At 71.6% G+C, this 26,314-nt stretch carries 16 protein-coding genes; 12 read left to right on the forward strand and 4 right to left on the reverse strand.

What is annotated here, in order from left to right; genetic code table 11:
• Positions 1–18: 18 nt before the first annotated feature.
• The 3 genes from ACVCAG_RS03665 to ACVCAG_RS03675 are packed head-to-tail and all read right to left on the reverse strand — an operon-like array spanning position 19 to position 5,218.
• Positions 19–1,332 (reverse strand): maltokinase N-terminal cap-like domain-containing protein, encoded by a 1,314-nt coding sequence (locus ACVCAG_RS03665; RefSeq protein WP_440084516.1) that lies wholly within the window; start codon positions 1,330–1,332, stop codon positions 19–21.
• 4 nt (positions 1,333–1,336) lie between these two features.
• Positions 1,337–3,040 carry a maltose alpha-D-glucosyltransferase gene (treS, locus tag ACVCAG_RS03670; protein WP_440084517.1) on the reverse strand — a complete coding sequence of 568 codons (1,704 nt, stop codon included), beginning with the start codon at positions 3,038–3,040 and terminating at the stop codon, positions 1,337–1,339.
• A 45-nt stretch (positions 3,041–3,085) separates the two neighbouring features.
• Positions 3,086–5,218 (reverse strand): maltotransferase domain-containing protein, encoded by a 2,133-nt coding sequence (locus ACVCAG_RS03675; protein WP_440084518.1) that lies wholly within the window; start codon positions 5,216–5,218, stop codon positions 3,086–3,088.
• A 352-nt stretch (positions 5,219–5,570) separates the two neighbouring features.
• Here ACVCAG_RS03675 and glgP point away from each other — a divergent pair, with 352 nt between their 5' ends.
• Positions 5,571–8,153 carry an alpha-glucan family phosphorylase gene (gene glgP, locus ACVCAG_RS03680; protein WP_447189440.1) on the forward strand — a complete coding sequence of 861 codons (2,583 nt, stop codon included), beginning with the start codon at positions 5,571–5,573 and terminating at the stop codon, positions 8,151–8,153.
• A 379-nt stretch (positions 8,154–8,532) separates the two neighbouring features.
• On the opposite strand, the gene ACVCAG_RS03685 is transcribed toward glgP, so the two are convergent.
• Entirely contained in the window at positions 8,533–10,401 is a 1,869-nt protein-coding gene (locus tag ACVCAG_RS03685; protein WP_440084642.1) for an FAD-dependent oxidoreductase, read from the reverse strand.
• Positions 10,402–10,738: 337 nt separating this feature from the next.
• On the opposite strand from ACVCAG_RS03685, the gene ACVCAG_RS03690 reads away from it, so the two are divergent.
• From ACVCAG_RS03690 to ACVCAG_RS03740, 11 genes are all read left to right on the forward strand, one after another.
• Positions 10,739–12,859 (forward strand): amylo-alpha-1,6-glucosidase, encoded by a 2,121-nt coding sequence (locus ACVCAG_RS03690; protein ID WP_440084520.1) that lies wholly within the window; start codon positions 10,739–10,741, stop codon positions 12,857–12,859.
• Positions 12,860–12,997: 138 nt separating this feature from the next.
• Complete coding sequence (locus ACVCAG_RS03695; protein ID WP_440084521.1) at positions 12,998–14,089, forward strand: glycosyltransferase; 1,092 nt, start codon at positions 12,998–13,000, stop codon at positions 14,087–14,089.
• 102 nt (positions 14,090–14,191) lie between these two features.
• Positions 14,192–14,962, forward strand: a complete 771-nt coding sequence (locus ACVCAG_RS03700) for an enoyl-CoA hydratase/isomerase family protein (protein WP_447189441.1) — start codon at positions 14,192–14,194, stop codon at positions 14,960–14,962.
• Between the two features lie 87 nt (positions 14,963–15,049).
• Positions 15,050–15,442 (forward strand): hypothetical protein, encoded by a 393-nt coding sequence (locus tag ACVCAG_RS03705; protein ID WP_440084523.1) that lies wholly within the window; start codon positions 15,050–15,052, stop codon positions 15,440–15,442.
• Entirely contained in the window at positions 15,439–16,680 is a 1,242-nt protein-coding gene (locus ACVCAG_RS03710) for a DUF6395 domain-containing protein (RefSeq protein WP_447189442.1), read from the forward strand. Before ACVCAG_RS03705 ends, ACVCAG_RS03710 begins: the two co-directional genes overlap by 4 nt.
• Positions 16,665–17,519 (forward strand): M55 family metallopeptidase, encoded by an 855-nt coding sequence (locus ACVCAG_RS03715; protein WP_440084525.1) that lies wholly within the window; start codon positions 16,665–16,667, stop codon positions 17,517–17,519. The genes ACVCAG_RS03710 and ACVCAG_RS03715 overlap by 16 nt, the downstream gene beginning before the upstream one ends.
• Positions 17,520–17,715: 196 nt before the next feature.
• A complete protein-coding gene (locus ACVCAG_RS03720; RefSeq protein ID WP_447189443.1) occupies positions 17,716–19,452 on the forward strand; it encodes a flavin monoamine oxidase family protein in 1,737 nt (578 codons plus the stop codon).
• A 73-nt stretch (positions 19,453–19,525) separates the two neighbouring features.
• Complete coding sequence (locus ACVCAG_RS03725) at positions 19,526–20,065, forward strand: YbaK/EbsC family protein (protein WP_440084527.1); 540 nt, start codon at positions 19,526–19,528, stop codon at positions 20,063–20,065.
• Positions 20,066–20,196: 131 nt separating this feature from the next.
• A complete protein-coding gene (locus ACVCAG_RS03730; protein WP_447189444.1) occupies positions 20,197–22,425 on the forward strand; it encodes a protein kinase domain-containing protein in 2,229 nt (742 codons plus the stop codon).
• Positions 22,425–24,443, forward strand: coding sequence for a protein kinase domain-containing protein (locus tag ACVCAG_RS03735; protein WP_447189445.1), 2,019 nt, complete (start codon positions 22,425–22,427; stop codon positions 24,441–24,443). The genes ACVCAG_RS03730 and ACVCAG_RS03735 overlap by 1 nt, the downstream gene beginning before the upstream one ends.
• 91 nt (positions 24,444–24,534) lie before the next feature.
• Positions 24,535–26,034 carry a protein kinase domain-containing protein gene (locus ACVCAG_RS03740; RefSeq protein ID WP_447189446.1) on the forward strand — a complete coding sequence of 500 codons (1,500 nt, stop codon included), beginning with the start codon at positions 24,535–24,537 and terminating at the stop codon, positions 26,032–26,034.
• Positions 26,035–26,314 lie beyond the last annotated feature (280 nt).

Here is a 26,314-nt window from a genome sequence, read left to right on the forward strand (position 1 = left end):
GCACGATCTCGCGGACCGTCAGCGGCCCAGCTGGAAGGCCGACATCGGGATGTGCAGCCAGGTCGGCCGGTTGCGGGACTCGTACACCACCTCGTACGCGGCCTTGTCGAGTTCCAGGGCGCGCAGCAGGACGGCGTCCTCGGCGCGGAGGTGGCCGCCTCCGGCGGAGTAGCCCGCCAGGAAGGAGGAGCGGTTGAGCTCGGCCCACTCCACCGCGCGGGGGCGGAGCTCGTCGGCGTTGGAGTGGTCGGCCAGCAGGTGGCGGGCGGCGTAGTCGAAGGATCGGAGCATCCCGGCCACGTCCCGCAGCGGGGAGGACAGGGCGCGGCGCTCGGCGATGGGCTGGCCAGGCTCGCCCTCGAAGTCGAGGATGATCCAGTCGTTGGTGGTGCGCATCACCTGGCCGAGGTGGTAGTCGCCGTGGACGCGCTGGACGGGCATCTCCCGGGCCACGTCGGAGACCCGCTGGTACGCCTCCTCGGCGACGTGGGCGTGCTCGCCGAGAGCGGGCACCTCGTCCACCGCGACGCCCAGGCGGCGGCGGAACTCCTCGACCATCCGCTTGACCTCCTGCGACTCGATCACGTCGGTCGGGAAGGCGGCGGCCATCTCCCGGTGGACCGTGGCGGTGGTGACGCCGAGGCGGTAGGCCTCGGAGCTGAAGTCGCCGCCCGCGTCGGAGGCCGACGGTTCGAGGGAGCCGTACAGGTCGCGGACGCTGGCCAGGGCGAGGGCCCAGCCGTCGTTGGCGTTCGACAGGAACTCCTGGGTCATCGCCAGCGTGGTGGTCTCGCCGTCGAGGTCGGTCTCGATCCAGCCGTACGGCCGGGCGATGTGCGTGCCGTCGCGGCGGGCCAGCGCGGTGACGATCTCCAGCTCGGGGTTCACCCCGGCGGTCAGCCGGCGGAACAGCTTGCAGATGTAGGTGTCGCCGTACACCAGCGAGGTGTTGGACTGCTCTGCGCCGAGGACCAGGCTGCGTTTGGAGGTGTCGATCTCCACCCCGTCGAGGTGGCGGAAGCGGAGCGCGCCCAGGTCGCGGCCGGAGGCCATGCCCTCGAGCAGGGTGCCGGTGAGGTCGGCGTCGTAGGCGGCGTCGTAGTAGCCGCCGCCGATGTGGGCCGGTTTGAAGCGGGCCCACTCCGGCGCCTCGCTGCCGAGCAGCAGCTGGTAGCGGTCGCGGGCCCCCGACTGGTGAACGGAGATGATCAGGTGGCGCAGGCGTGGTGACAGCTCCACGTCCGAGTCGACGACGAGGTCGTCGATCGGGCGCCCCTTACCGGCGAACCATCGTTGCTGGGTGATCCAACCGGTAAGGAGCTCCGTCAACACGGCTTTACGCCTCCTGGGATGCGGGTGGCAGGGTGAACCAGTAGAACCCATGCCCAGGAAGAGTCAAAAGATACGGAAGCTCGCCAATCGCTGGGAAAGGAACCCCGCCCATCGTCTCCACGGGAACCGATCCCTCGAAGCGGCGAAGATCGAGCTCCACCGGCTGCGGGAACCGGGACAGGTTGTTGACGCACAGCATCCGGTCGTCGCCGAGCTCACGCACGAAGGCGAGGACGCTCGGGTTGGACGAGTTCAGCTCGGTGAACTCGCCCAGGCCGAAGACCGGGTGCCGCTTGCGGATGTCGATCATCCGCTTGGTCCAGTGCAGCAGCGAGCCCGCGCTGCGCTGCTGCGCCTCGACGTTGAGCGCCTGGTAGCCGTAGATCGGGTCCATGATGACCGGGAGATACAGGCGGCCCGGGTCGCAGTCGGAGAATCCAGCGTTGCGGTCGGGGCTCCACTGCATGGGGGTACGGACACCGTCGCGGTCGCCCAGCCAGATGTTGTCCCCCATCCCGATCTCATCGCCGTAGTACAGCACGGGAGATCCCGGAAGGGAGAGCAGCAACGCCGTGAACAGCTCAATCTGGTTGCGATCGTTCTCCAGCAGCGGGGCGAGCCGCCGCCGGATGCCGACGTTGGCGCGCATCCGGGGGTCCTTGGCGTACTCCGAGTACATGTAGTCGCGCTCGTCGTCCGTGACCATCTCGAGCGTGAGCTCGTCGTGGTTGCGCAGGAAGATGCCCCACTGGCAGTTCTCCGGGATCTTCGGCGTCTGGGCCATGATCTCGGAGATGGGGTAGCGCGACTCCCGCCTGACCGCCATGAAGATGCGCGGCATCAGCGGGAAGTGGAACGCCATGTGGCACTCGTCGCCCCCGGTGGCGGGGTCGCCGAAGTACTCGACCACGTCGGCGGGCCACTGGTTGGCCTCGGCCAGCAGCACCCGGTCGGGGTAGAGGCGGTCGACCTCCGCCCTGACCCGCTTCAGGTACTCGTGGGTGCGGGGCAGGTTCTCGCAGTTGGTGCCGTCCTGCTCGAAGAGGTACGGGATGGCGTCCATCCGGAAGCCGTCGATGCCCAGGTCCAGCCAGAAGCGCAGCACCTCCAGCATCGCGTCCTGCACGTCCGGGTTCTCGTAGTTGAGGTCCGGCTGGTGCGAGAAGAAGCGGTGCCAGTAGTACTGGCCCCGGACCGGGTCGTGGGACCAGTTGGACGTCTCGGTGTCGATGAAGATGACCCGGGCGTCCTTGTAGAGCTCGTCGTGGTCGTTCCAGACGTAGAAGTCGCCGAACGGCCCCTCGGGGTCGTGGCGGGAGGCCTGGAACCACGGGTGCTGGTCGCTGGTGTGGTTCATCACCAGGTCGGCGATGACCCGCATGCCGCGCTTGTGCGCCTCGTCGACCAGCTTCACGAAGTCTCCGAGGTCGCCGAAATCAGGAAGGATCTTCATGAAGTCGGCGATGTCGTACCCGCCGTCGCGCAGCGGCGACTCGTACAGCGGAAGCAGCCAGAGGCAGTCGACACCGAGCCACTGGAGATAGTCCAGTCTCTGGATGAGACCGCGGATGTCTCCGGTGCCGTCGCCGTTGGAATCGGCGAAGCCCCGGATGAGAACCTCGTAGAAGACAGCTCGCTTGAACCAGTACGGGTCGCGCGGCTTTTCCTCGTCGAAGGTGTTAGGAATTGGCTCAGGTAGCTGACTCACCAGTGACTCCCCGCTGTTCTGCCGGTATAGGCGTACCCGGCCGGCTCACCGCTGGTTCGCCGCCGCGGCACGCAGAGTGAAGACGTGCGCTGGGTGGATGTGGGGATCGAGGCGCACGTAGTTGTCCTGCCGCCAGCGATACGACTCGCCCGACAGTTCGTCGTCCACGACGAACTCGGCTTGCCAGTCGAGCCCGAGGGCGGGCATGTCCAGCGACACCGTCGCCTCGTGGGTGTTGTGCGGATCCAGGTTCACGACGACGAGGACAACGTCGCCCAGGCCGTGCCGTCGTGTGGCCGTGTCGTAGGCGCCGGGCAACCGCTTGGAGAAGCAGATCACATCCGGGTTGTTGACGCTGTGAAACCGTAGATTACGCAGTTCCTGGAGCGCCGGGTGTGCTCTTCGGAACAAATTGAGTTGTGTAATGAACGGGGCGAGGCTACGGCCTTCTCGCTCGGCCTCTACCCAATCGCGGGGTTTGTACTGATATTTCTCGCTATCAAGGTATTCTTCGCTACCCGGTCTAACCGGCACATTCTCCGCAAGTTCATATCCGGCGTACACGCCCCACGTCGGCATCGCCGTGGCTGCGAGTACTGCTCTGATATAAAATGCCGGGACTCCCCCGTGTTGAAGGTATTCATGGAGAATGTCCGGAGTATTGACGAACACGTTGGGTCGCATGTAGTGCGACGTCTCGTGGGAGAGCTCGCTCAGGTAGTCCTCGACGTCCGAGCGCGAGTTCTTCCACGTGTAGTACGTGTACGACTGGTGGAAACCCACCTTGGCCAGCGTCCGCATCATCGCGGGGCGGGTGAAGGCCTCCGCCAGGAACAATACGTCAGGGTCGGTGGTGTGGACGTCGGCCAGCAGCTTCTCCCAGAAGGCCACCGGCTTGGTGTGCGGGTTGTCCACCCGGAAGATCCGCACGCCGTGGTCCATCCAGAGCCGCACGACCCGCCTGATCTCCTCGTAGATCCCCTTGGGATCCCTGTCGAAGTTCAGCGGGTAGATGTCCTGGTACTTCTTCGGCGGGTTCTCCGCGTACGCGATCGAGCCGTCGGCGCGGATGTTGAACCACTCCGGGTGCTCCCTGACCCACGGGTGGTCGGGCGCGCACTGCAGGGCGAGGTCGATGGCGACCTCCATGCCCAGCTCGCGGGTCTTGGCCACGAAGGCGTCGAAGTCCTCGAACGTGCCCAGGTCGGGGTGGATGGCATCGTGGCCGCCCTCCTCGGAGCCGATCGCCCAGGGTGAGCCGGGGTCGTACGGCTCGGGCGTCAGGGTGTTGTTGCGCCCCTTGCGGAAGCTGTGCCCGATCGGGTGGATCGGCGGCAGGTAGACGACGTCGAAACCCATCTTCGCCACGGCGGGCAGCCGCTTGGCGGCGGTCTGGAAGGTCCCGGACTTGGGGGCGACGCCCTGCTCGATGATCGCGCCCTCGGAGCGCGGGAAGAACTCGTACCACGACCCGAACAGCGCCCTGCGGCGGTGCACCAGGACCGTGCGCGGGGCCGATCTCGTCACCAGGTCGCGCAGCGGGTGGGCGCGCAGCATCGCCGCCGTCTCCGGCATCTGGGCCACGGCGAACCGGGCGCGCGGGTCGATCTCGGTGTCGCGCAGCCTCGCCGCGACGGCCTGGAGCGCGGCCCGGTGCCCGCAGACGTGCTGCTGCGTCACCTTGGCGCCCCTGGCCGTCCGCGCCGCCGGGGTCCTGCCGCTCACCGGCCTGCCGGTCGCGACCGGGCCGGTGGCGGGGACGGCCGCCGGCCCGCACTCGGCGGCCCGCACCGCCCTCGCCGCGCGGTCGAAGAGACGGGCACCCTCCTCGCACATCAGGTCGGCGTCCAGGTCACGTGGGATCTTGATGCCCGCGTCGTGCAACCAGGTGGCCATGGGATCACTCCACGCCTCCACCCGGAAACGCCACTCACCCTCGGTGGGCAGCGTCACCTCCACGCCCCACCGGTCGGTGCCGGGGGCGAGCTCGCGCATGGGCAGCAGGGGACCGCGCACGCCGCCGGGACCGGTGAACACGGCCCCCGCCGCGACCGCGTCGTGTCCCTCACGGAACACGGTCGCGGAGATCTCGAAGGTCTCACCCGCGGCGGCCTTGGCGGGGCGGCGCCCGCAGTCGACCGTGGGGTGGATGTCCTGGATTGGGATTCGTCCGATCATCGCGTCTCAAGGTAGCGGCGGCACGCCCGGTACCGCCGGAGAAGTCAGCAAGGAAAGATCTTCGTTTTTTCAAGCATCCCCGGGCGGCCGGTCTCGGGGCAAGCGGGAGCATGCCCTGATGGGACGGCCGGTTCCCGAGGGCGGCATGTTCTGGCTCGTATGTCCGGTGCCCCAATAGTCCAGCTTCATGCGTCCCTCTGGATAGAGTGCGGCACCTCTTACTCTTCCGCGAGTCGCCCTAACAGTCGATCACCTGCCTTTGATGTGTTTGGGGTGGATTGATAGCGGTGAGAGGGAGACGCGTGAGTGTTGGGGTCGCCCTCGTGGCGCTGAGTAACTAGGGTCTGGCACCGTGAGAGCAATCCGCAGGTTTACCGTCCGCACCGTCCTGCCGCCGGAGCTGGCCTCCCTCGGCGAGCTCGTCCTCAATTTGCGCTGGTCATGGCACCCGGAGACATTGGATCTGTTCGGCGAGGTCGATCCGGCCATCTGGGGGCGTGTCGGGTACGACCCCGTCGCCCTGCTGGGCGCCGTGCAGGCCGACCGGCTCCGCGAGCTGGCCGCCGACCGCCGCTTCCTGAGGCGACTGGCCGACGCCGCCGACGATCTCCGCGAGTACATGACCGCCCCCCGGTGGTACCAGACCATGTCCGACGCCCCCAAGGCCATCGCCTACTTCTCTCCCGAGTACGGCATCGCCGCCGCCCTGCCGCAGTACTCGGGCGGGCTCGGCATCCTCGCCGGTGACCACCTCAAGGCCGCGAGCGACCTCGGCGTGCCCATCCTGGCCGTCGGCCTGCTGTACCGGCACGGCTACTTCACCCAGTCCCTCTCGCCCGAGGGCTGGCAGCTGGAGCACTATCCCTCCCTCGACCCCGGCGGCCTGCCGCTCACCCTCCTGCGGGAGGAGGACGGCACCCCGGTACGCATCAAGATCAGCCTCCCCGAGCACCGCACGCTGCACGCCCAGGTCTGGGTGCTCCAGGTCGGCAGGGTGCCGCTGCTGCTGCTCGACTCCGACGTGGCCGAGAACGACACCGCCGCCCGCGACGTCACCGACCGCCTGTACGGCGGCGGCGGCGACCACCGGCTGCTCCAGGAGCTGCTGCTCGGTGTCGGCGGCGTCCGCGCCATCCGCGCCTACTGCCGGGTCACCGGGCACGCCGAGCCCGAGGTGTTCCACACCAACGAGGGTCACGCCGGCTTCCTCGGCCTGGAGCGCATCCGCGAGCTCACCGAGGCCAGGCTCTCCTTCGACGAGGCCCTGGAGGCGGTCAGGGCCGGGACCGTCTTCACCACGCACACCCCCGTGCCCGCCGGGATCGACCGCTTCCCCGCGGAGATGATCGGCCGCCAGTTCGGCGGCGAGAACGCGTGGCCCACGGTCCCCGTCGACCGCATCCTCGCGCTGGGCGCCGAGGAGGAGCCGGGCAAGTTCAACATGGCCGCGATGGGCATGCGGCTGGCCCAGCGGGTCAACGGCGTCTCGGAGCTGCACGGCGCCGTGAGCCGGGAGATGTTTCAGAGCCTGTGGCCGGGCTTCGACACCGAAGAGGTCCCGATCGGGTTCATCACCAACGGCGTGCACGCCCCCACCTGGGTCGGCCGGGAGATCATGGAGCTGGCCGGCAGGGAGCTGCCCACCCTGGTCGACCGCGCCCAGGGCTGGGAGAGCATCGGCAAGATCTCCGACGGAGACGTCTGGGGCATCAGGGGTCGGCTGCGCGAGAAGCTGGTCGTCGCGGCCCGCGTGCGGCTCCGCCAGTCGTGGATCAACCGGGGCGCCTCGCAGGCCGAGCTCGGCTGGATCGACGACGCCCTCGACCCCGAGGTGCTCACCATCGGCTTCGCCCGCCGGGTGCCCTCCTACAAGCGGCTCACCCTGATGCTGTCCGACCCCGACCGGCTCCGCGCGCTGCTGCTCGACCCCGCCAGGCCGGTGCAGATCGTGATCGCGGGCAAGGCCCACCCGGCCGACGAGGGCGGCAAGAAGCTCATCCAGCAGATCGTGAAGTTCGCCGACTCCGAGGACGTGCGGCACCGCATCGTCTTCCTGCCCGACTACGACATGGCCCTGGGCCAGCTGCTCGTCCAGGGCTGCGACGTGTGGATGAACAACCCGCTGCGCCCGCTGGAGGCGTGCGGCACGTCCGGGATGAAGGCCGCGCTCAACGGCGGGCTCAACCTGTCCATCCGGGACGGCTGGTGGGACGAGTGGTACGACGGCACCAACGGCTGGGCCATCCCCACCGCCGACGGCGTCGCCGACCCCGACCGCCGCGACGAGCTCGAGGCCGCCGCCCTGTACGACCTGATCGAGCACGAGGTGGCCGACCGGTTCTACGACCGGGCCGACGGGCTGCCCCGGCGCTGGCTGGAGATGGTCAGGCACACCCTGGCCTCGCTCGGCCCCAAGGTGCTCGCCGGGCGGATGCTCCGCGACTACGTGGTCGACCTCTACGCGCCGGCCGCCAGGTCCGCCCGTGCCCTCTCCGGGGAGGGGTACGAGCAGGCCAGAGGCTTCGCGGCGTGGAAGCTCAAGGTCGGCAGGGCCTGGCCGGGCGTGCGGGTCGAGCACGTGGAGGCCTCGGGCCTGGGCGACAGCACCCCGGAGCTCGGGACGTCCGTGGAGCTGAAGGCCACCATCGCCCTCGGCGAGCTGGAGCCCGGGGACATCCGGGTCCAGGCGGCCTACGGCCGGGTCGGCGACCACGACGACCTGGCGGCCCCCTCCTACGCCGACCTGACCGTCGAGTCCGAGGGCGACGACGGCAGGGCCGTCTTCGCCGGGACCATCCCCCTCGACCGCACCGGGCCCTTCGGCTACACCGTCCGGGTCGTTCCCGACCACCCGCTGGTGGCGTCGACCTCGGAGCTCGGCCTGGTCGCGGTGCCCGAGGAGCCCGTCGGCATGACCAACGGCACCCTGCGCTGACCACGTGACCGTCCGGCGCGCGCCGGACGGCGGGACCCCCGTGCTCCTCCCGGTTTCCGGCGAGGGGCGCGGGGGTCTTCGCGTTCCCGCGGGGTGAGGGGGTGAGCGGCCGTGCGGGGTCTCGCACACGGTCTTCGCGTACGACGTCCACGGACGGCGTCGCGACACCGGTGCTTTTCTGAAGTGTCCGCGTGCCGACACGTTGCGTGGTGAGGTGGGTAGGGTTGAGCACTCGATCCCTGGCGCCCGAGAGAGGTTCCCGGCGCCGTGACCCCGGAGCGCGCCTGATCGTACGGCGCCCCGGTGGCGCGTGGCCCGCGGAGGTCGGTGCCGCGGGCCACGCGGAGAAACCCCGTGGTGAGGGGTGAGGGGTGAGGGGTCAGGCGTTGGCCTCCAGGGCGGTGCGGACCGCCGACTCCAGGGCGCCCTCGATCCAGGAGTGCTTCAGCGAGGTGTGCTCACCCGCGAAGTGCAGCCGCCCCACGGGGGCGGCGATGGCGGGGTGGATCTCGGTCATCTGGCCCGGTGTGAAGACGGCGGCCTCGCCGAAGGCGTAGCGGTTGCGCAGCCAGCTCTGGGTCATGCCGTGGCCGGTGTAGAACTCGGAGATGCGCTCCCCGTGCACCTCCTGCAGCCCCCGCAGCGCGTGACCGTAGCGCTCGGCGTCGTCCATGGAGTCCCAGCGGGAGGCGTCGTCGGCCCACGCGTAGCTGGCCAGCACGACGCCGCCCTCACTGCCGCGCACCGGATGGGACGGGAAGTAGACGAACCGGTTGGCGTTGTCGGTGACCGATCCGCCGCCCGTCACGTGGGCCGCGGGCCCCGGGCGGTAGCGGGAGCCGAGCTCACGCCGCCAGTCCCGCTCGTCGAACTCCCACCAGCGCCTGCGGAACTCCAGCAGCACCTTGGTCGCGGAGTCGTAGTGCAGCTCGATCACCGCGCGCCGCTTCGGGTACGGCAGGGCCGGGGTGATCTCCACGTGGCGCAGCGCGGAGAACGGGATCGTGATGATCGCGAGGTCTCCCTCGAACGTCTCGCCCCTGCCCTGCGGCCTGGAGGCGGACTCGGTGCTGCCCGTCTCGGTGACCGTCTCGACGCGGACGCCCCGCGCGGTGTGCCGGATCCGCACGGCCCGCCGGTCCATCCGGATGTCGCCGCGCAGCCCCGGCGCCAGCCGGTACGGCAGCTCCCGGCTGCCTCCCTCCATCTCCCAGTAGGTCGCGGAGGGATTGACCAGGCTCCGGGTCAGGAAGGTGTGCATGAACGACAGCGGCAGCCGGGAGGTCAGGTTCTCCAGGGTGCCGATGGCGTCGATCGCCGCGTCGCTCAGCCGGGCGTGCTCACGCAGGAAGCGGTTCATGGAGTGGTCGTCGAAGTCGTACAGGACGCGGGCCCAGCCCTCGATCAGCTCCGGCAGTGGCTTGTCGACCCGCGTCCCGCCGCGGACGACGGAGAAGTAGTCCCTGACCGGGTCGAGCGCGTCGTCCAGGATCCTGCCCGCGGTCCTGCCGTCCCGCAGCCCGAACGAGGCGTTGATCTCGCGCGGGTTCCTGGCGTACTCGTCGCGGCGCTGGGTGATGCCGTTGACCCGGATCAGGGTGTGGTTCGCCCGCTCCGGCGCGGTGAACTCCCCCCGGGACGGGCCGGAGCGCCAGACCGGGCCGCGGCGCGGGGTGTAGACGACGGGCGGTGTCGGGCCGCTCGCCGCGTCGCCCGGCCGCACGTCGACGTTGTAGAACAGGCGCCGGGAGATGCCGAGCTTGTCGATCAGGGCCAGGGTGAGCGGGTGGAAGTCGGGGATGCGCATCGCCCCCGCCTCGGCGTACTGCCGCCGGTCGGCGAAACCGGTCTGGAAGGTCTTGATCCGGCCGCCGATCCGGTTGCCGTTGGCCTCGATGACGGTGACCCGGTGCCCGGCCCGCTTCAGCAGCGTCGCGGCCACCAGCCCGGCGATCCCGGCGCCGACGACGAGGATCTTCTTGGGGGAGCGGGTCCTGGGCAGGCCCTTGTCGATCAGCACCTTGAGGTATTCGAGCTTGAGGTCCGAGCCGTCCTCGCCGACGAGCAACAGATCCCGGGCCACCCGGGTGCAGGTGTCCCAGCGCCTCGCGTCGCGCGGCTCCCTCCCGGTGCGTGCGGGGGCCGGGTCCGTGAGCGAGACCGCCGCCGCGACCGCCGGTTCCACGGCCGAGCCCATCGCTCCCACGGCGCCCAGCCCGGCCAACCTGGCGAACCCTCGCCGGTTCATCCCTGGCACGACATCCTCCCTTTCACGGTCACTGTAAGTAATTGAATGACTACTATCGGTTCAAGTTCAGGTATGCCAGGTTCTTTGTGGTTGTGACTCCAACCGGTCGCACAGGATCCGTCTTTCGCGGCTTTTGTCGTATGGGGAGTGCGGGCACGGCCGGGGAGGGGTGTGTGGTTCCGCCGGTGGGCGGCCTCGGGGGACGGGTGCCGGATCGACTCGGACAAAATCCCTCTTATGTGGCAAAGTGCGACAATATACTTCTTTTACATAGTTCTTTCTTGTTTGTGGCGGGAATGGCTATATAGCCGACATCTTGTACACCCTGGAGAGAACAGTGGACGCATGGACCTTCGAGGGCCAGCCGGGCGCGCTGGGCGACACCACGGTCACGCTGGTCGAGGGCGGCTCCTTCTGCGTGTGCGCCCGTAACGGCGACATCCTTCCCGGCGGGGCGCAGGGTGTTTACCACGCCGACACCAGGATCCTGTCGCGCTGGGAGCTGAGGGTGGACGAGCTGCCCGTGGAGGCGCTCAGGGTGCTTCCGGCCGAGCCCTACCACGCGATGTTCCTCGGCAGGGCCGCCCCCCGCCCCGGGCGGGCCGAGGGCAGCCTGCTCGTGATCAGGGACCGCTACGTCGGGGGCGGCCTGCGCGAGGACCTGACCCTGCGCAACCTGTCCGGGGAGCCCGCCGGATGCGTGATCGACATCCACGTCGCCTCCGACGTGGCCGACCTGTTCGAGGTGAAGGCCGGCCGGATCCGGTACGTGACCGACGTGGAGATGACGGCCGACAGGACGGGACTGCTGATCTTCTCCGCCTGCCGCTCGCGCGGCACCAGGGTGGTGGCCGAGCCGTCACCGTTCGCCGTGCCCGGGGTGCTCATCTTCCGCGTCGTCGTGCCCGCGCGGGGTGAGTGGAGCGCCAGCCTGCAGGTCAACCCGATCCTGGACGGTGAGGAGTCGCCCGCGTGGTTCTCCACTCACCGTCCGCTGGAGCACGCGGAGCCCGCCAGGCGGCGCGCCGACTGGGAGCGCCTCAGCCCGATCATCGTCACCTCCGACCGCGTCCTGACCAAGGTTCTGGAGCGTTCCAAGGCGGATCTCGGCGCGCTGCGGCTCTTCGAGCCCGGCAAGCCGGACGAGGCGCCGACGATCGCCGCGGGCGCGCCGTGGTTCATGACCCTGTTCGGCCGCGACTCGCTGCTGACCTCGTGGATGGCGCTCTCGATGGACCAGTGCCTGGCACTGGGCACCCTGAGGCGCCTGGCCGGGTTGCAGGGCACCGCCGACGACCCGCTGACCGAGGAGGAGCCGGGCAAGATCCTGCACGAGCTCCGATTCGGCACGCAGAGCGGCGCCTCGCCGCACGCGGGCCGCGCCTACTACGGCTCGGTGGACTCGACCCCGCTGTTCGTGATGGTCATGGGCGAGCTGCGCAGGTGGGGCATGTACGGGGGCGCCGTCGAGGAGCTCATGCCGCACGTCGACGCGGCCCTCGACTGGATCCGCAGATCCTCCGACCCGTTCCTGTCCTACCGGCGCAAGACCGACCACGGGCTGATCAACCAGGGGTGGAAGGACTCCTTCGACGGCGTCAACTTCGCCGACGGCACCATCGCCGCCCCTCCCATCGCCCTGGCCGAGGTCCAGGGCTACGTCTACGCCGCCTACATCGCCCGCGCCCACTTCGCCCACGAGATGGGCGACAACGCCCTGGAGGGGCAGTGGACGGTCCGCGCGGAACGCATCAGGGACGCCTTCAACGAGCGCTTCTGGCTGCCGGACCGGGGCCACTACGCCATCGGCCTCGACGGCGCGGGACGCGCCATCGACAGCCTCGCCTCCAACATGGGCCACTGCCTGTGGACCGGCATCGTCGACGAGGACCGGGCCCCCCACGTCGCCGAGCGGCTGCTCTCGCCGGAGATGTTCACCGGGTACGGGGTGCGGACCCTCGCCACCACCATGGGCGCCTACAACCCGATGAGCTACCACAACGGCTCGGTCTGGCCGCACGACAACGCCCTGATCGCGGCCGGGCTGATGCGCTACGGCTTCACGGGCGAGGCCCAGCGGATCGCCTTCGGCCTGCTGGACGCGGCCGAGGTCTTCGGCTGGCGGCTGCCCGAGCTGTTCTGCGGGTTCGACCGGGCCGAGTTCACCTGGCCGGTGCCGTACCCCACCTCCTGCTCCCCGCAGGCGTGGGCCGCGGCGAGTCCCATCCAGCTGATCAGGAGCCTGCTGCGCTTCGAGCCGTGGATCCCGTACGGGCGGGTGTGGCTGGATCCCGTCGGCCTGGAGGGCCTGCGGATCCAGGGACTTCCGCTCGCGGGCTCCCGGGTCACGATCGAGGTCGGCCCGGACGGTGCCGCCGTGGCCGGGCTGCCCGAGGGGATCACCTTGATCAATGAGCCGCGCAGCCCGCTCAACGCCGCCCTGCGGCAGGTCCACTGATCGTTTCTCTCGCGTCCTTCCGGGGCCGCGCCTTTTCTGATTCCGCGTTCTTCCAGGTTCCTGTCTTCTTCGGTTCCGTGTCTTTTCTGTGAGGTGGCCATGGTTTCTTCGAGAGATGTTCCGGGATGGTCGGAGGGCATGCGCATTCTGATGGTCGCGCCGCCCTGGTACGACGTGCCGCCCCTGGGCTACGGGGGCATCGAGTCGGTGGTGGCCGGGCTCGTCGCCGGGCTGACCCGGCGCGGGCACGACATCACGCTGATCGGGGCGGGCCGGGCGGGGACCTCCGCGCGCTTCCTGAGCACCTACGGGCGGGCGCCCTCGGAGCGGATCGGCGAGCCGCTGCCCGAGGTCCTGCACGCCGCCAAGGCGTACGCGATGACCTCGAAGCTCGTGGTGGACGTGATCCACGACCACACCCTGGCCGGCCCGCTGACCGCGCCCGCGCAGACCGTCCCGACGGTGATCACCTGTCACGGGGAGGTGGGGGGCGAGTACGGCGAGTACTACCGGGTCCTGGGCGCCACCGTGTCGATGGTGGCCATCTCCGAGGCCCAGCGGCGCATCGCCCCCGACCTGAACTGGGCGGGGGTGGTCCACAACGCGGTCGACGTCACGGCCTTCTCCTTCAGGGAGCGCAAGGAGGACTGGGCGCTGTGGCTGGGCCGGTTCAACGAGGACAAGGGCGCCCACCTGGCCATCGACGCCGCCCGCGCCGCGGGACGGCGCATCCTGCTCGCCGGCAAGCTCACCGAGAAGATCGAGTACGACTACTTCGACGAGTACGTCAGGCCCCGGCTCGGCGCCGACGCCGAGTACGTCGGCGAGGCCGACACCCCGCGCAAGCACGAGCTGCTGGCGGCGGCCAGGTGCCTGATCTTCCCGATCGTCTGGGAGGAGCCGTTCGGCATGGTCATGATCGAGGCCATGGCCTGCGGCACGCCCGTGGTCGCCCTCTGCCGGGGCGCCGTGCCCGAGGTGGTCGTGGACGGGGTCACCGGATTCATCCGGAGCGACCCCTCGGAGCTCCCCGCCGCGATCGAGGCGGCGGGCACGCTCGACCCGCGTGCCTGCCGTTCCCGCGTGGAGCGCTTCTTCGGCGTGGAGGTGATGGCCCGCGCGTACGAGGCGATCTACCGCAGGACGATCGCCGGGCTGCCGAGGCGGGCGAGGGAGGACTCGGACAGGAACGCCGGGGAGAGCAGGGACCTGGCCATGCCCGTCAACTGAGACGCGCCCTAAGGTGGTTCGCGGCGCCGTGATCGACGGGGATCGCGGCGCGGCGGACCCCGGCGCGGCCCGCGGGTCCCGGCGGAAGGCGGGAGGACGTCCATGGGTGAGTTCGTGCGGGTGGAGGCGGCCGACGGGGTCGCGACGATCAGGCTCGACCGGCCGAAGATGAACGCGCTCAACCGGCAGGTCCAGCTGGAGATCGCCGAGTGCGCCCGGCAGGTGGACGCCGACGACGACGTGTACGCCGTGGTCCTCTACGGGGGGAAGGTCTTCGCGGCCGGGGCCGACATCAAGGAGATGGCCGGCATGTCGTACGCCGACATGGCGGTCCACTCGCAGGTCCTGCAGGACTGCTTCACCGCCGTCGCGAGGATCGGCAAGCCGGTCGTCGCGGCCGTGACCGGCTACGCGCTCGGCGGCGGCTGCGAGCTGGCGCTGTGCGCCGACGTCAGGATCGCCGGGGAGTCGGCCAAGCTGGGCCAGCCCGAGATCCTGCTGGGCATCATCCCCGGGGCGGGCGGCACCCAGAGGCTGCCCCGGCTGGTCGGCCCGGCCAGGGCCAAGGACCTCATCTTCACCGGGCGCCACGTGTCCGCCGCCGAGGCGCTGAGCATCGGCCTGGTGGACCGGGTCGTCCCCGACGACGACGCGTACACCGAGGCCCTCGCGTACGCCGCCCGGTTCGCGGGAGGTCCCGCCCTGGCGCTGCGCGCCGCCAAGAAGGCCGTGGACCGTGGCCTGGAGACCGACCTCGACACCGGCCTGGAGATCGAGCGCCTGCAGTTCTCCGGGCTGTTCGCCACCGACGACGCGGGGATCGGCATGCGAGCCTTCTCCGAGAGGTCGAAGGCCGAGTTCACCGGCCGCTGACCGGCCCGCCGGGCCGGATGGAGCTTGTAGGGATTGGTCCTGGCTGATCAGGAATTGCCGGTATCGTGCCGAGTTATGGTGCGGTTGGTGAAGCGTGCGCTGGTGCCCGCCCCGCTGCGGCGGGCGGTTCTCGGCTGGTTCGACTCCCGGTACATCTCCAGGGCCGACCACCGGCAGGACGTCAAGGACGCGCTCTGGGAGGTCCAGACGCTGGCCAGGGAGGTCACCTCGCTGCGCGCGGAGGTCGTCGAGCTGCGCGCGCAGGTGGCCGGGGTCAAACTCGACCCGGCGCGGGCCGGGCGCTGGGACGACGCCCACCGGCTGGCCCAGGAGACCGCCGTCGCGCTGGACGGGGTGCTCCGGAACGAGGTGCTGCTCTGGCAGGCCGTGGACCGCGCCACCGGAGGAACGGCGGACGCCGGGGGCACGGCGGACACGGCGGGCATCGGGGGCACGGCGGGCAGGGGGAGCGGCGCGTGAGAGTGGCCTGGACGGCCGACGGCGGCACCTGGCACCTGGAGTTCCGGCTGGACCCCGAGGACGGCGTCACCGGCCACTGCGCCGACGGCGCGCCGCTGAAGCTGGCCACGAACACCTTCAGGGTCGAGCTGCCGCGGGCGCCCCGTGACATCCACCCGGACCTGCTCGCCCTCGCCGCGTGGACCGTGATCGCGCCGTGGACCCGGCGCCGCGTCACCTTCGACCGGCCGATCTCGCCGGAGTTCGCCGAGGCGATCGGCGACGGCTGGGGGGTCCATGCGGGTCCTGCCGGTCCTGCCGGTCCCACCGGGACACAGCCGCGGTCCGGCGGCAGGCTGGCGATCTCCTACAGCGGCGGGGCCGACTCGGTCGCGGTGGCCGCGATGCTGCCCGACGCGCCGTTCGTGCACTTCCAGCGGGTCTCCCACCCGCGCGTGCCCAACCGGTGGACCCACTACCGCTCGGACGTCCTGGCCTCGCTGGCCGAGAAGACCGGCCGCGAGCTGACCGTCGTCCGCTCCGACCTGGAGTTCACCCTCGCCGAGCCCCGTCCCGGCTACCCCGAGCACCACGCGGTCGCCGCGGGCGCGCTGCTGATGGCCGACGAGCTCGACCTGGGCGGCCTGGCCTTCGGCTACGAGCTGGGGTCGCGCTGGCTGGGGGGCGCCCGCTACATCCACCGCTACACGCCCGACAACCTGATGTGGGCCCCGCACGGCGCCTGGGGGCGGGCGTTCGCCGCCGCCGGGCTGCACATCGTGCTCCCGGTGGGGGGGGTGAGCGAGGCCGTCACGATGCGGCTCGCCCTGAACTCCGAGCTGCGCGGGCAGCTCCGCTGGTGCCTGCGCGGGGTGGGCGGCCCCTGCGGGACCTGCGGCAAGTGCCTGTACAAGGAGCTCATCCAGGCCGCCGTCGAGCGCCGCCCGCTCCGCACCACGATCACCGCGGGCCGCCCGGTCGCCCGCAAGTGGCAGGAACCGCCCCCGTACGGGGGTCAGGAGATGATCGAGTACGGCTGCGCCCGGGTGCCCGGCATCGAGGACACGGTCTTCGCCGCGGCGGCCCGGTACCTCCGCGCGACCGAGTCGTCCACCGCCTGGCTGGACCGCTGCTACCCGTCCGCGGTCGCGGAGATTCCCGAACCGTGGCGCAAGCAGGTTCACGACTTCGTGGACGGGGAGATCGGTTTCATGAGCGAGGAAGAGGCGCGACGCGTCGAGACATGGGGGATGACGTGAAGGTCTACCTCTCGGTCGACATGGAAGGTGTCACCGGGCTGACCGACCCCGAGGAGATGCACGCCGGGGGCCGGGGCTACGAGCGCGGCTGCGAGCTGATGACCGGCGACGCCAACGCGGTCGTCGAGGGGGTGTTCGACGCCGGGGCCACCGCCGTGCGCGTCAACGACGCCCACGGCTCGACCAAGAACCTCAGGATCGACCTGCTCGACGAGCGGGCGACCCTGCTGCGGGGCCCCGGCAAGCCGCTGCGGATGGGGCAGGGACTGGACGCGAGCCACCGGGCGGCCTGCTTCGTCGGCTACCACGCGCGGGCCGGTGTCCAGCACGGCGTGCTCAACCACACCTGGATGGGCAAGGAGATCCACAACATCTACCTCAACGGCGAGGTCTGCGGGGAGACCCGTCTCGTCGCCTCCTTCGCCGGGACGCTCGGCGTGCCGGTGATCCTGGTGACCGGGGACGAGGCCGTCTGCGAGGAGGCCAGGGAGCTGCTCGGCGACGTGGAGACCGTCGCGGTCAAGAAGGGCGTCGACAGGTTCGCCGCCGAGCTTCTGCCGCCCGCCGTCGCCCACGCCCGCATCCGCGAGGCCGCGGCCCGCGCGCTCGACCGGGTGGCCGACTTCCGCCTCCACGCCCCCGAGCCGCCCTTCACCCTCGGGGTCGAGTGGAACTCCACCGCCATCGCCGCCGGATGCGCGATCATCCCCGGGGTGACGGCGGCGGGCCCGCGCCACACGGAGTTCACCACCGACGACTTCTCGCAGATCATGTCCCTGCTGGGGATCTTCGCCATGATCGGCGGCCACGTCGCCTGCGGCAGCGGCGCGTACGGCTGACCCTTCTGACACCCCCCGATGTCCTTTTCGCCACCCCTTCGCCCGAGGCTTCCCTCGATCCGGATAGCCTGCGACGCGCGATCCCCCTCCCCCCGACGACTCCCCGCAACCCGGTGATCCCTCTCGATCCCGGCGATCCCCTCGATCCCGCGATTCCCCTCGACCCGACGGTGCCCGATGTCCCCTGACGACCCCCATGAGTGACGAGACGGGTCCCGCGCGGCCCGACGCCCCCGCCGCCGCGGCGCCACCCGCCGCAGAGAGCCCCGCCGAGACCCCTGCCGCGGTGACCCCCGCCGCCAAGGCCGCGCCCGCCAAGGCCGCGCCCGCCAAGGCCGCGCCCGCCAAGGCCGCGCCCGCCACGGGAGCGGGCCTGACGCGCAGGGCGCTGCTGGTCGGCGTGGGCGCGGCCGGGGGAGCCGGGGCCATGTTCGCGGCGATGGGCGCCCTCGGACTCGCCCCGGAGTCCCAGGACAGGGACTTCACCCCTCCGCAGCGCTCCGACTTCTCCCTCACCGGCAGGGGGGCGGCCAAGGTGGTCGTCCTCGGCGCGGGCGTCGCCGGGCTGACCTGCGCCTACGAGCTGGGCAAGGCCGGGTACGACTGCACGGTCCTGGAGGCGTCCGGCCGGGTGGGCGGCAGGAACCTCACGCTGCGCGCGGGTGACCGGCTGGACGAGCTGGGCGGCGAGACGCAGACCGCGGGGTTCGAGGAGGGCGTCTACTTCAACGCGGGGGCCGCGCGGATCGCGGCCTGGATGGTCACCATGGACTACTGCCGCGAGCTGGGCGTCCCCGTCGAGATCTTCGTCAACAACAACGCCTCGGCGTACGTCTACACGCGCGGCATGACCGCCCCGGCCCGGGCGCGCACGGCCCGCGCGGACCTGTACGGCTACGTCGGGGAGCTGCTGGCCAAGGCGAGCAACGCGGGCGCGCTGGACCGCCGTCTCACCGCGGACGACCGCGAGCGGCTGGAGGAGTTCCTGCGGCGTTTCGGCGACCTCGGCCCCGACCTCGCCTACCGGCGGGACTCCCGGCGGCGGGGGTTCGAGACCTACCCCGGGGTGGGCGAGGGCGTCTCCGTGGGCACGGCCTCCTCGCTGCGCGACGTGCTCGCCGCGGGCACCGGCAGGTACGTCACCATGGACTTCGGCTACGACCAGGTCATGCCCATGTTCCAGCCGGTGGGCGGCATGGACACGATCACCGACGCGCTCGCCGACGCGGTCGGCCGCGACCGGATCAGGACGGGCACGCCGGTCACCGGGGTCAGGAACCTGCCCGACGGCGTGGAGGTCACGCACCGGGACGGCGCGGGGACCGGCGTCGTCCGCGCCGACTACTGCGTCGCGACCCTGCCGCCCCATCTGTTCGCGCGCCTGCCGCACAACCTCGGCACCCCGGTCACCGCCGCGCTCCGCACGCCCGTACCCGTCTCCGCCGGCAAGATCGGGCTGGAGTACGGGAGGCGCTGGTGGGAGATCGACGACCGCATCTACGGCGGCGCCACCGAGACGGACCTGGACATCACCCACATCTGGTACCCCTCCTACGGCTACCACTCGCGCGGCGGCCTGGTGGTCGGTTACTACAACACCGAGGAGAACGCCGACGTGTACACCGGCCTCTCCCACCGAGAACGACGGAACCGCGCGCTCACCCAGGGCAAGAAGATCCACGGGGAGAAGTACCGTGCCGAGCTGCGCTCCAGCGTCTCGATCGCCTGGGGGCGCCAGCCGTACATCGAGGGCGGCTGGGCGAGCTGGCCCTCCTACGAGGGGGGCTTCGCCCTGCTGCAGCGTCCGGCGGGCCGGGTCTACTTCGCCGGCGACTGGCTCACGCACCTGACCGCCTGGCAGGCCGGTGCCATGGAATCCGCGAGGAGGGCGGTCACCGATCTGCACCGCCGGGTGCTCCAGACGACCTCCTGAGTGTCACCCCGCCGCCGTAAAGTCTTCGGTGCGAGAGAATCTCCAAAGGAATTCCTAGGGAGGCGAGACGGCGATGGCGATCGGGACGTTGGACTGGACGAGCGCCGCGGAGCGGCCCGACCTGCTGGCCGAGCCGGTGGCGCGGGCGATCGGCGGGCTCGGGGAACTCGGCGGGCTCGGCGGAATCACTGTCGCCGAGATCGACCCGGAGCTGGCCGACACGGCGGCCTTCTGCGAGCGCTACGGCGTGGGCATGGGCGAGTCGGCCAACTGCGTGATCGTGGCGGCCCGGCGCGCGGGGGAGACCCGCTACGCGGCGTGCATGGTGCTCGCCACCACGAGGGCCGACGTCAACGGGGTGATCCGGCGCCATCTGGACGCGCGGAAGATCTCGTTCGCGCCGATGGACGACGCGGTCGCGCTGACCGGCATGGAGTACGGCGGGATCACCCCGCTCGGGCTGCCCGAGGACTGGCCGGTGCTCGTCGACGAGGCGGTGGCGGCCCATCCGGAGGTCGTGATCGGCAGCGGCGTCCGCCGCTCCAAGCTGGCCGTGTCCGGCTCCCTGCTGGCCGGACTGAAGACGGCGCAGGTTCTCCACCTGGCGAACTGAAGCGGAAATGAGATTAAGTGAGAGCGGGAATCGGGAAACCGTCGGGGTTCTGTGAACGTTATTCAGTCGGAAAATGTGGCCCGATGGTTCATCTCGTGGGCGAGGTCTAAGCCGATATGGTGCTTCATGCCATGAATCAGGACGACCGATTGGGCCCTTACCGGCTGCTGCGGCGGCTCGGCGAGGGCGGTATGGGCGTGGTCCATCTAGCCGTCGACCCGCAGGGCCGGCAGGTGGCGGTGAAGGTCCTCCGCGCCGAGGTGGCGGGCGACGACGTCGCGCGTCGCCGTCTTTCGCGCGAGGTCGAGACGATGCGGCGGGTGCGCAGCGAGTACATCGCGGAGGTCCTCGACGCCGACGTGACCGGCCACCGCCCCTACATCGTGACGCGCTACGTCGCGGGCAGGCCGCTGGACGAGGTCGTCAAGCAGGACGGCCCGATGGAGCTGCCCGCGCTGCTGCGGGTCGCGCACGGGGTGGCCTCGGCGCTGGCCGCCGTCCACTCGGTCGGGGTGATCCACCGCGACCTCAAGCCCGGCAACGTCCTCATCCTGGACGGCGAGCCGGTCCTCATCGACTTCGGCATCGCACAGGCCGTCGACGCCACCCGGCTCACCCAGACCGGCATGTTCATCGGCACCCCCGGCTACCTCGCCCCCGAGATCATCGAGGGGCACGAGGCCGGGCCCGAGGTCGACGTGCACGCCTGGGCGGGCACCCTGGTCTTCGCCGCCACCGGCCTGCCGCCCTTCGGCAAGGGCACGCTGGAGATGATCTTTTACAACATCACCGCGGGCAAGGCGAACGTCGACGCCGTCCCCCAGGCGCTCCAGCCGATCCTGCGGGCCGCGCTCCAGCGCGACCCGGCCAGGCGGCCCGCCGCCGCCGAGCTGGCGGCGCAGGTGGCTCGCCTGCTGCCCCGTCCCGGCACCGGCAGGCCGCGGGTGCCCGACGAGATCACCACGGTCGCGGAGTTCGACGACCCCGCCCCCGGCTCCCTCGGTGCCGGGGCCCCGGGCGCCTTCGGTGGCCCCGGTGGTCCCGCCGCCCCGAACCCGCGCGTCCCCGGGCGCCAGGGCGCCGCGGTCGACGGGCCGGGCGACGTGCCGACCCCGGTGGCGTCACGCCCCGCGGTCCAGCAGCCCACCTCCTGGCCTCCCGCCCCCGTGGCCCAGCCCCAGGAATACGTCTCGCTGCTCGGCGAGGAGCAGCCCGACCCGTGGCCCACCCGCCGGGTGACGCCCGAGGAGCTGCGTCAGGCCGCGGCGGCCCAGCAGGCCGCGCACGACCTGCCCACCGGCATGCTCGCCCCCGAGGACGTCCCCACCCGCGCCCCGGGCGCCGTTCCCGGCCCGGTGCCGGGTCCGTCCACCCCCGCCCACGACCGGCAGGGGGCGCGGGCCGGCGACGACGGCGCCACGGCGCCGGTCTCCGACGGAGACATCCCCACCCAGCGGGTCCGCCCTCAGGACCTGCAGGAATACATCCGCCAGTACACCGACCAGCAGGGCCGGCCGGGCCTGCCCGGTCAACAGGCCCCGCCGGGTCGGCAGGGCCGGTCGCCGCAGTCCGGCGGCCAGCCCCCGCCGCCCTACCCGCAGCGGCAGGCCCCGTTCGACCAGCAGCGGACCCCGCAGGTCCGCACCCCCACGCCGCCCCCCTACCCCTACCCGCATCCCCAGCCGCAGCAGCACGCCCAGCAGCCCCAGCAGCCCGTGCCGGCCGCGCTCCATCCCGGCCAGCGTCCCGGAAACGCGTTGCAGCGTTCCAAGGCGTACGGGGTGACGAGCATGCTGATGCTGGTCGTCATGACGGTCGCGGCGGTCGTCGCACCGGTGATCGTCGCCGCGCTGGTGATCCCGGTGGCGATCCTGCTGCGCGCCGCCGACATCGCCCAGCCGGCCTTCAACGCCAGAAGGGGCGCGGGCGAGGCGGCGGCCGACGTCTTCCGGGTGCTCGGCCAGCCGGCCGCGCTGCTGAAGTCGATCGGCATCACCATCGCCCTCGTGCCGTACGCGCTGATCCTCGGCCTGCCGGTGACGCTCCTGCTCGCGGTGCTGGTCGGGAGCATGCCGGAGACCAACGCGCTGAGCTGGGGGACGGCCGTCGCGCTCTGGACCGTCTGCGCCGGACCCGGCGTGGAGGGCCCCAGCCGCCAGATGCGACGTACGCTGGCATCACTGCTGCCGTCGCGCGGCGCGGCCATGGTCGTCGCCGCGGGGCTGGCGGTGGCGGCGGCGCTGATGGTCCTCCTGGCGATCGGCACCGTGGGAGACACAGCACGACGGGCGGTGTGGACGCCGGTCGACGTCGGAACGGTGGTGCAGGAACTGAAGGACCTACGAAAGAAGGCGGCGTGATGACCGGGGACACGCGGGCGCCCGAGAGGCTGGGTCCGTACCGCCTGCTCAGGAAGATCGGCGAGGGCGGCATGGGCGTCGTCCACCTCGGGCTCGACGAGGACGGGCGCGAGGTGGCCGTCAAGGTCCTGCACCCGCACGTGGCCGCCGACCTCAAGGCACGCGACCGGCTCACCCGCGAGGTGGAGACCATGCGGCGGGTGCGCAGCCAGCACGTCGCCGAGGTGCTCGACGCCGAGCTGACCGCCAAGCAGCCCTACATCGTGACCCGGTTCGCCCCGGGGCGCACGCTGGAGGAGACCGTCCTGGAGGACGGCCCGCTCTCCGCCGACCAGATCATCCGGCTGGCGCAGGGCATGTGCGCGGCGCTGGTGGCCATCCACGCCGCCGACGTCATCCACCGCGACTTCAAGCCGTCCAACGTGATGATCGTCAACGGTGACCCGCTGGTCATCGACTTCGGCATCGCCCACCTGGTCAACGCGACCCGGCTGACCCAGACCGGCATGTTCGTCGGCACCCCCGGCTACCTCGCCCCAGAGATCATCCGCGATTCCGAGATCACCCAGGCGGCCGACGTGCACGCGCTGGCCTCGACGGTCTTCTTCGGCGCGACCGGCAAGCCGCCGTTCGGCACGGGCAGCTTCGAGGTCGTCTGCTTCAACATCATGGAGGGCCGGGCCAACATCGACCTGGCCCCCGCGTGGCTGCGGGGCTGGCTGCGCCGGGCCCTGGCCGTCGACCCCGTCGCCCGGCCGTCCGCGACGGAGCTGCACCGGATGGCCCGCGCCCTCGACCCGAGGGTGACGGCATTCCAGGAGACGCCGCCCACCTCCGTCCTGGAGAGCGGGACGAAGGTCCTCGACACCGACGGCACCAGGGTGCTGGACGGCCAGGCCCCGTCCTCGTCGTCCCCGTCGTCCCCGTCGTCCCCGTCGCCGTCCCGGTCCTCGCAGGCCCCGCCGCCCGCGCCGCCGCGGAACGGCACCCGCGCGCTGCCGCAGGACGGCGGTTACGCCGACCTGCTCCCGCCAGTCGAGTACGCCAAGCCGGAGCGGCGTGAGCGCAGGCCCAGGCAGGAGCAGGGCCAGGGGTCCGCCGCGACGGCCCCGCCCCCGTACGTCCCGGCCTCCAAGCCGCCGCCCTACGTCCCCGCGCCGCCCTCGGCGCAGGTCAGGGCCGCGGCCCCGCCGCCCTTCGCCGACCAGCGGGTGGCCGGATATCCGGCGCCGCCGCCCACCGGCCAGGCGCGCCCCTACCCGCCGCCGGTCCAGGCGCGGCGTGAGGCCCCGACCCAGGACCGGCCCGCGCCCGCGCCCCGCACCCCTCCGCAGGAGCGCTACCGCGCCGCCCACCCGCTGGCCTCGGTGCTGCTGCTGATCATCCTGGTGGCGCTGGCCTGCATGCTGCCCGTGGTGGTGAGCGTGTTCGCGCTGGCCGCCGCGCTCTGCCTGCGGGTGGGCGAATACCTCTTCGGGGACCTCGCCCAGCGGCGCTCCATCCGGGGCAGCAGCGCCAGCGACCCCCTGCTCGCGGTGCTCGGCACGCCGTGGGCGCTGATCAGGTCCGCGTTCGGGACGCTGGTCACCGGGGCGCTGTCCGCCATGTTCGGCATGTGCGTGTGGGGGTTCCTCGTCTACGCCGGAGACATGAACAAGAACTTCGCGGCCGCCTACGCCGCGGGTGCCTTCGTGGCCGGGCTGTTCGTGCTGCCCGGCGGCGGCAAGCCCCGCAAGGCCGTCGCCCGCGCGCTGAGCGGGGTCATCCGCAGCCCCGGCGCGGGCATGGTGACCACGATCGTGCTGGGCACGCTGGCGTTCTTCGCGGTGATGACGGCGTTCAGCGTGGCCCCGTCCTTCTCCCCGTGGCAGCCTCCGACCGAGGTCGTCGACGACCTCACGGCGCAGTGGCGGCAGTCGGCGAACGAGGGCGCGATGGGCGCGCTCGACCTCGTCGGCGGTCTCTTCGACGACCTGATGAAGAGCCTCGGCCTCGGATTCCTGACGTTCTGGAGGTAACGGTCCCGCCGGCGGGTCTTTACCGGTCGCCGACCGGTGCGCGATCGCCCTCTCTGCGGCACGATGGAGGGGACCCGCCGGAAGGAGTCGCATGGTTGCGCCGGACGGTGAACGGCTTGGCCCCTACCGCCTGCTGTCGAGACTGGGCGCCGGAGGTTTCGGCGAGGTCCACCTGGCGCTGGACCCCGAGGGGCGCACGGTGGCGGTCAAGATCCTGCATCCCCACGTCGCGGCCGACGAGACGGCCCTGACCAGGCTGGCCCGCGAGGTCGAGACCATGCGGCTGGTACAGGGCCCGCGGGTCGCCGAGATCCTGGACGCCTCCCTGGAGGGGGCCCGCCCCTATCTGGTCACCCGTTACGTGCAGGGCCGCCCGCTCGGCGCGGTGGTCGCGGCCGACGGGCCGGTCGCCGGCGACGATCTCGTACGGCTGGCGCACGGCCTGGCCGAGGCCGTGGCCATCGTGCACGCCGCCGGGGTGGTGCACCGCGACCTCAAGCCCGCCAACGTGATCCTGACCGACGGGGAGCCGGTCGTCATCGACTTCGGCATCGCCTCCGCGCTCGACTCGCCCTCGGTCACCGCCTCGGGGGCCGTGCTCGGCACGCCCGGCTATCTGGCGCCCGAGGTGCTGGAGGGCGCCGAGGCCGGTTCCGAGGCCGACGTCTTCGCCTTCGGGGCGACGCTGGCGTACGCGTCCACCGGGCGGCATCCCTACGGCACCGGCCCGGCGTCGGCGGTCGGCTACCGCGTGGTCCATCACCCTCCCGACCTCGACGGCGTTCCCGGATGGCTGGAGCCGACGCTCGGCAAGTGCCTGCTGCGCGATCCCGCCGCCCGGCCGCGCGCGGACGCGCTGCCGGCGTGGCTGGGCGGTGCCCCCGCCGCCCCCGCCGCCCCCGCCGTCGGGCCGGCCGGGTACCGCCGCGACACCGCCGACGCCCGGAAGGTCGCCCAGGCCCGGACCGAGGGCGCACGGCACCGGCCGGCCGCGTTCCACGACCCCCCGCCGTTCACGAGAGCGGGCTCCCCGGGCTCCCCCGCGTTCCCGGATCCCGCGGCGTCTCCTGATCCCGCGTCGTTCCCGGAACCCCGGCCCCCGGACATCCCGGTGCCGAAGGCCAGGCAGCCCAGGAACGCCAGGAACGCCAGGGACGCCATGGACACAGCGGGCACGGCGGACACCGGGATGCAGGATCTCGGCACCCGGGAGTGGCGACCGGGGCAGCCGCGCCCGGCGACGGGCAGGCCCTCGCCGGAGGAGGCCCGCGCGCGCCGCAGGGTCGTCCTGCACCGCCGCTGGGTCGTCGGCACCGGCCTGCTCGTCTCCCTGACGGCCGCGACCGCGAGGGAGCCGCTGCCCGAGGTGGCGCTGCTGCTCCTGACCGGGTACGGCTCGGTGATGCTCGTCGACGCGGGCATCGCCCTGTTCGCCCGCCGGGACCGCGGGCGGATGATCTTCGACCTGGCGGCCGGGGCCGGGGCCGTCGCGCTGGGAGCGGTCCTCAGCACGTTCTTCAGCACGCTCACCCTGGCGCTGGTGCTGGGCACCGTCGTCTTCGTCCTGGTCGCGATCCTGGCGGCCGGCTGATCGGGCCGGGGGCGCAGGCGTGGCGCGGAACCCGCACGCGAATACCGGAATATAGTTCGGTATGGTAGGGGTGGCGGTCCTCGGGGAAGGTTACGGCCGCTCGGCGCGGGCCGCGCAACCTGGCGGTTTGCACCTAAGCTACTGATGGGTAACATAATGACGGGGGGCCGGGACGGGCACGTACCGACCGGGCCACCCGCTGCCACACCGCCCCAGGGCACCTGGCAGTCTTGGCAGCGCGTGCACGTACCCCGCGTGCACGTACCGCATCCGGCGTCAA

The sequence above is a fragment of the Streptosporangium sp. G12 genome (assembly GCF_052983175.1).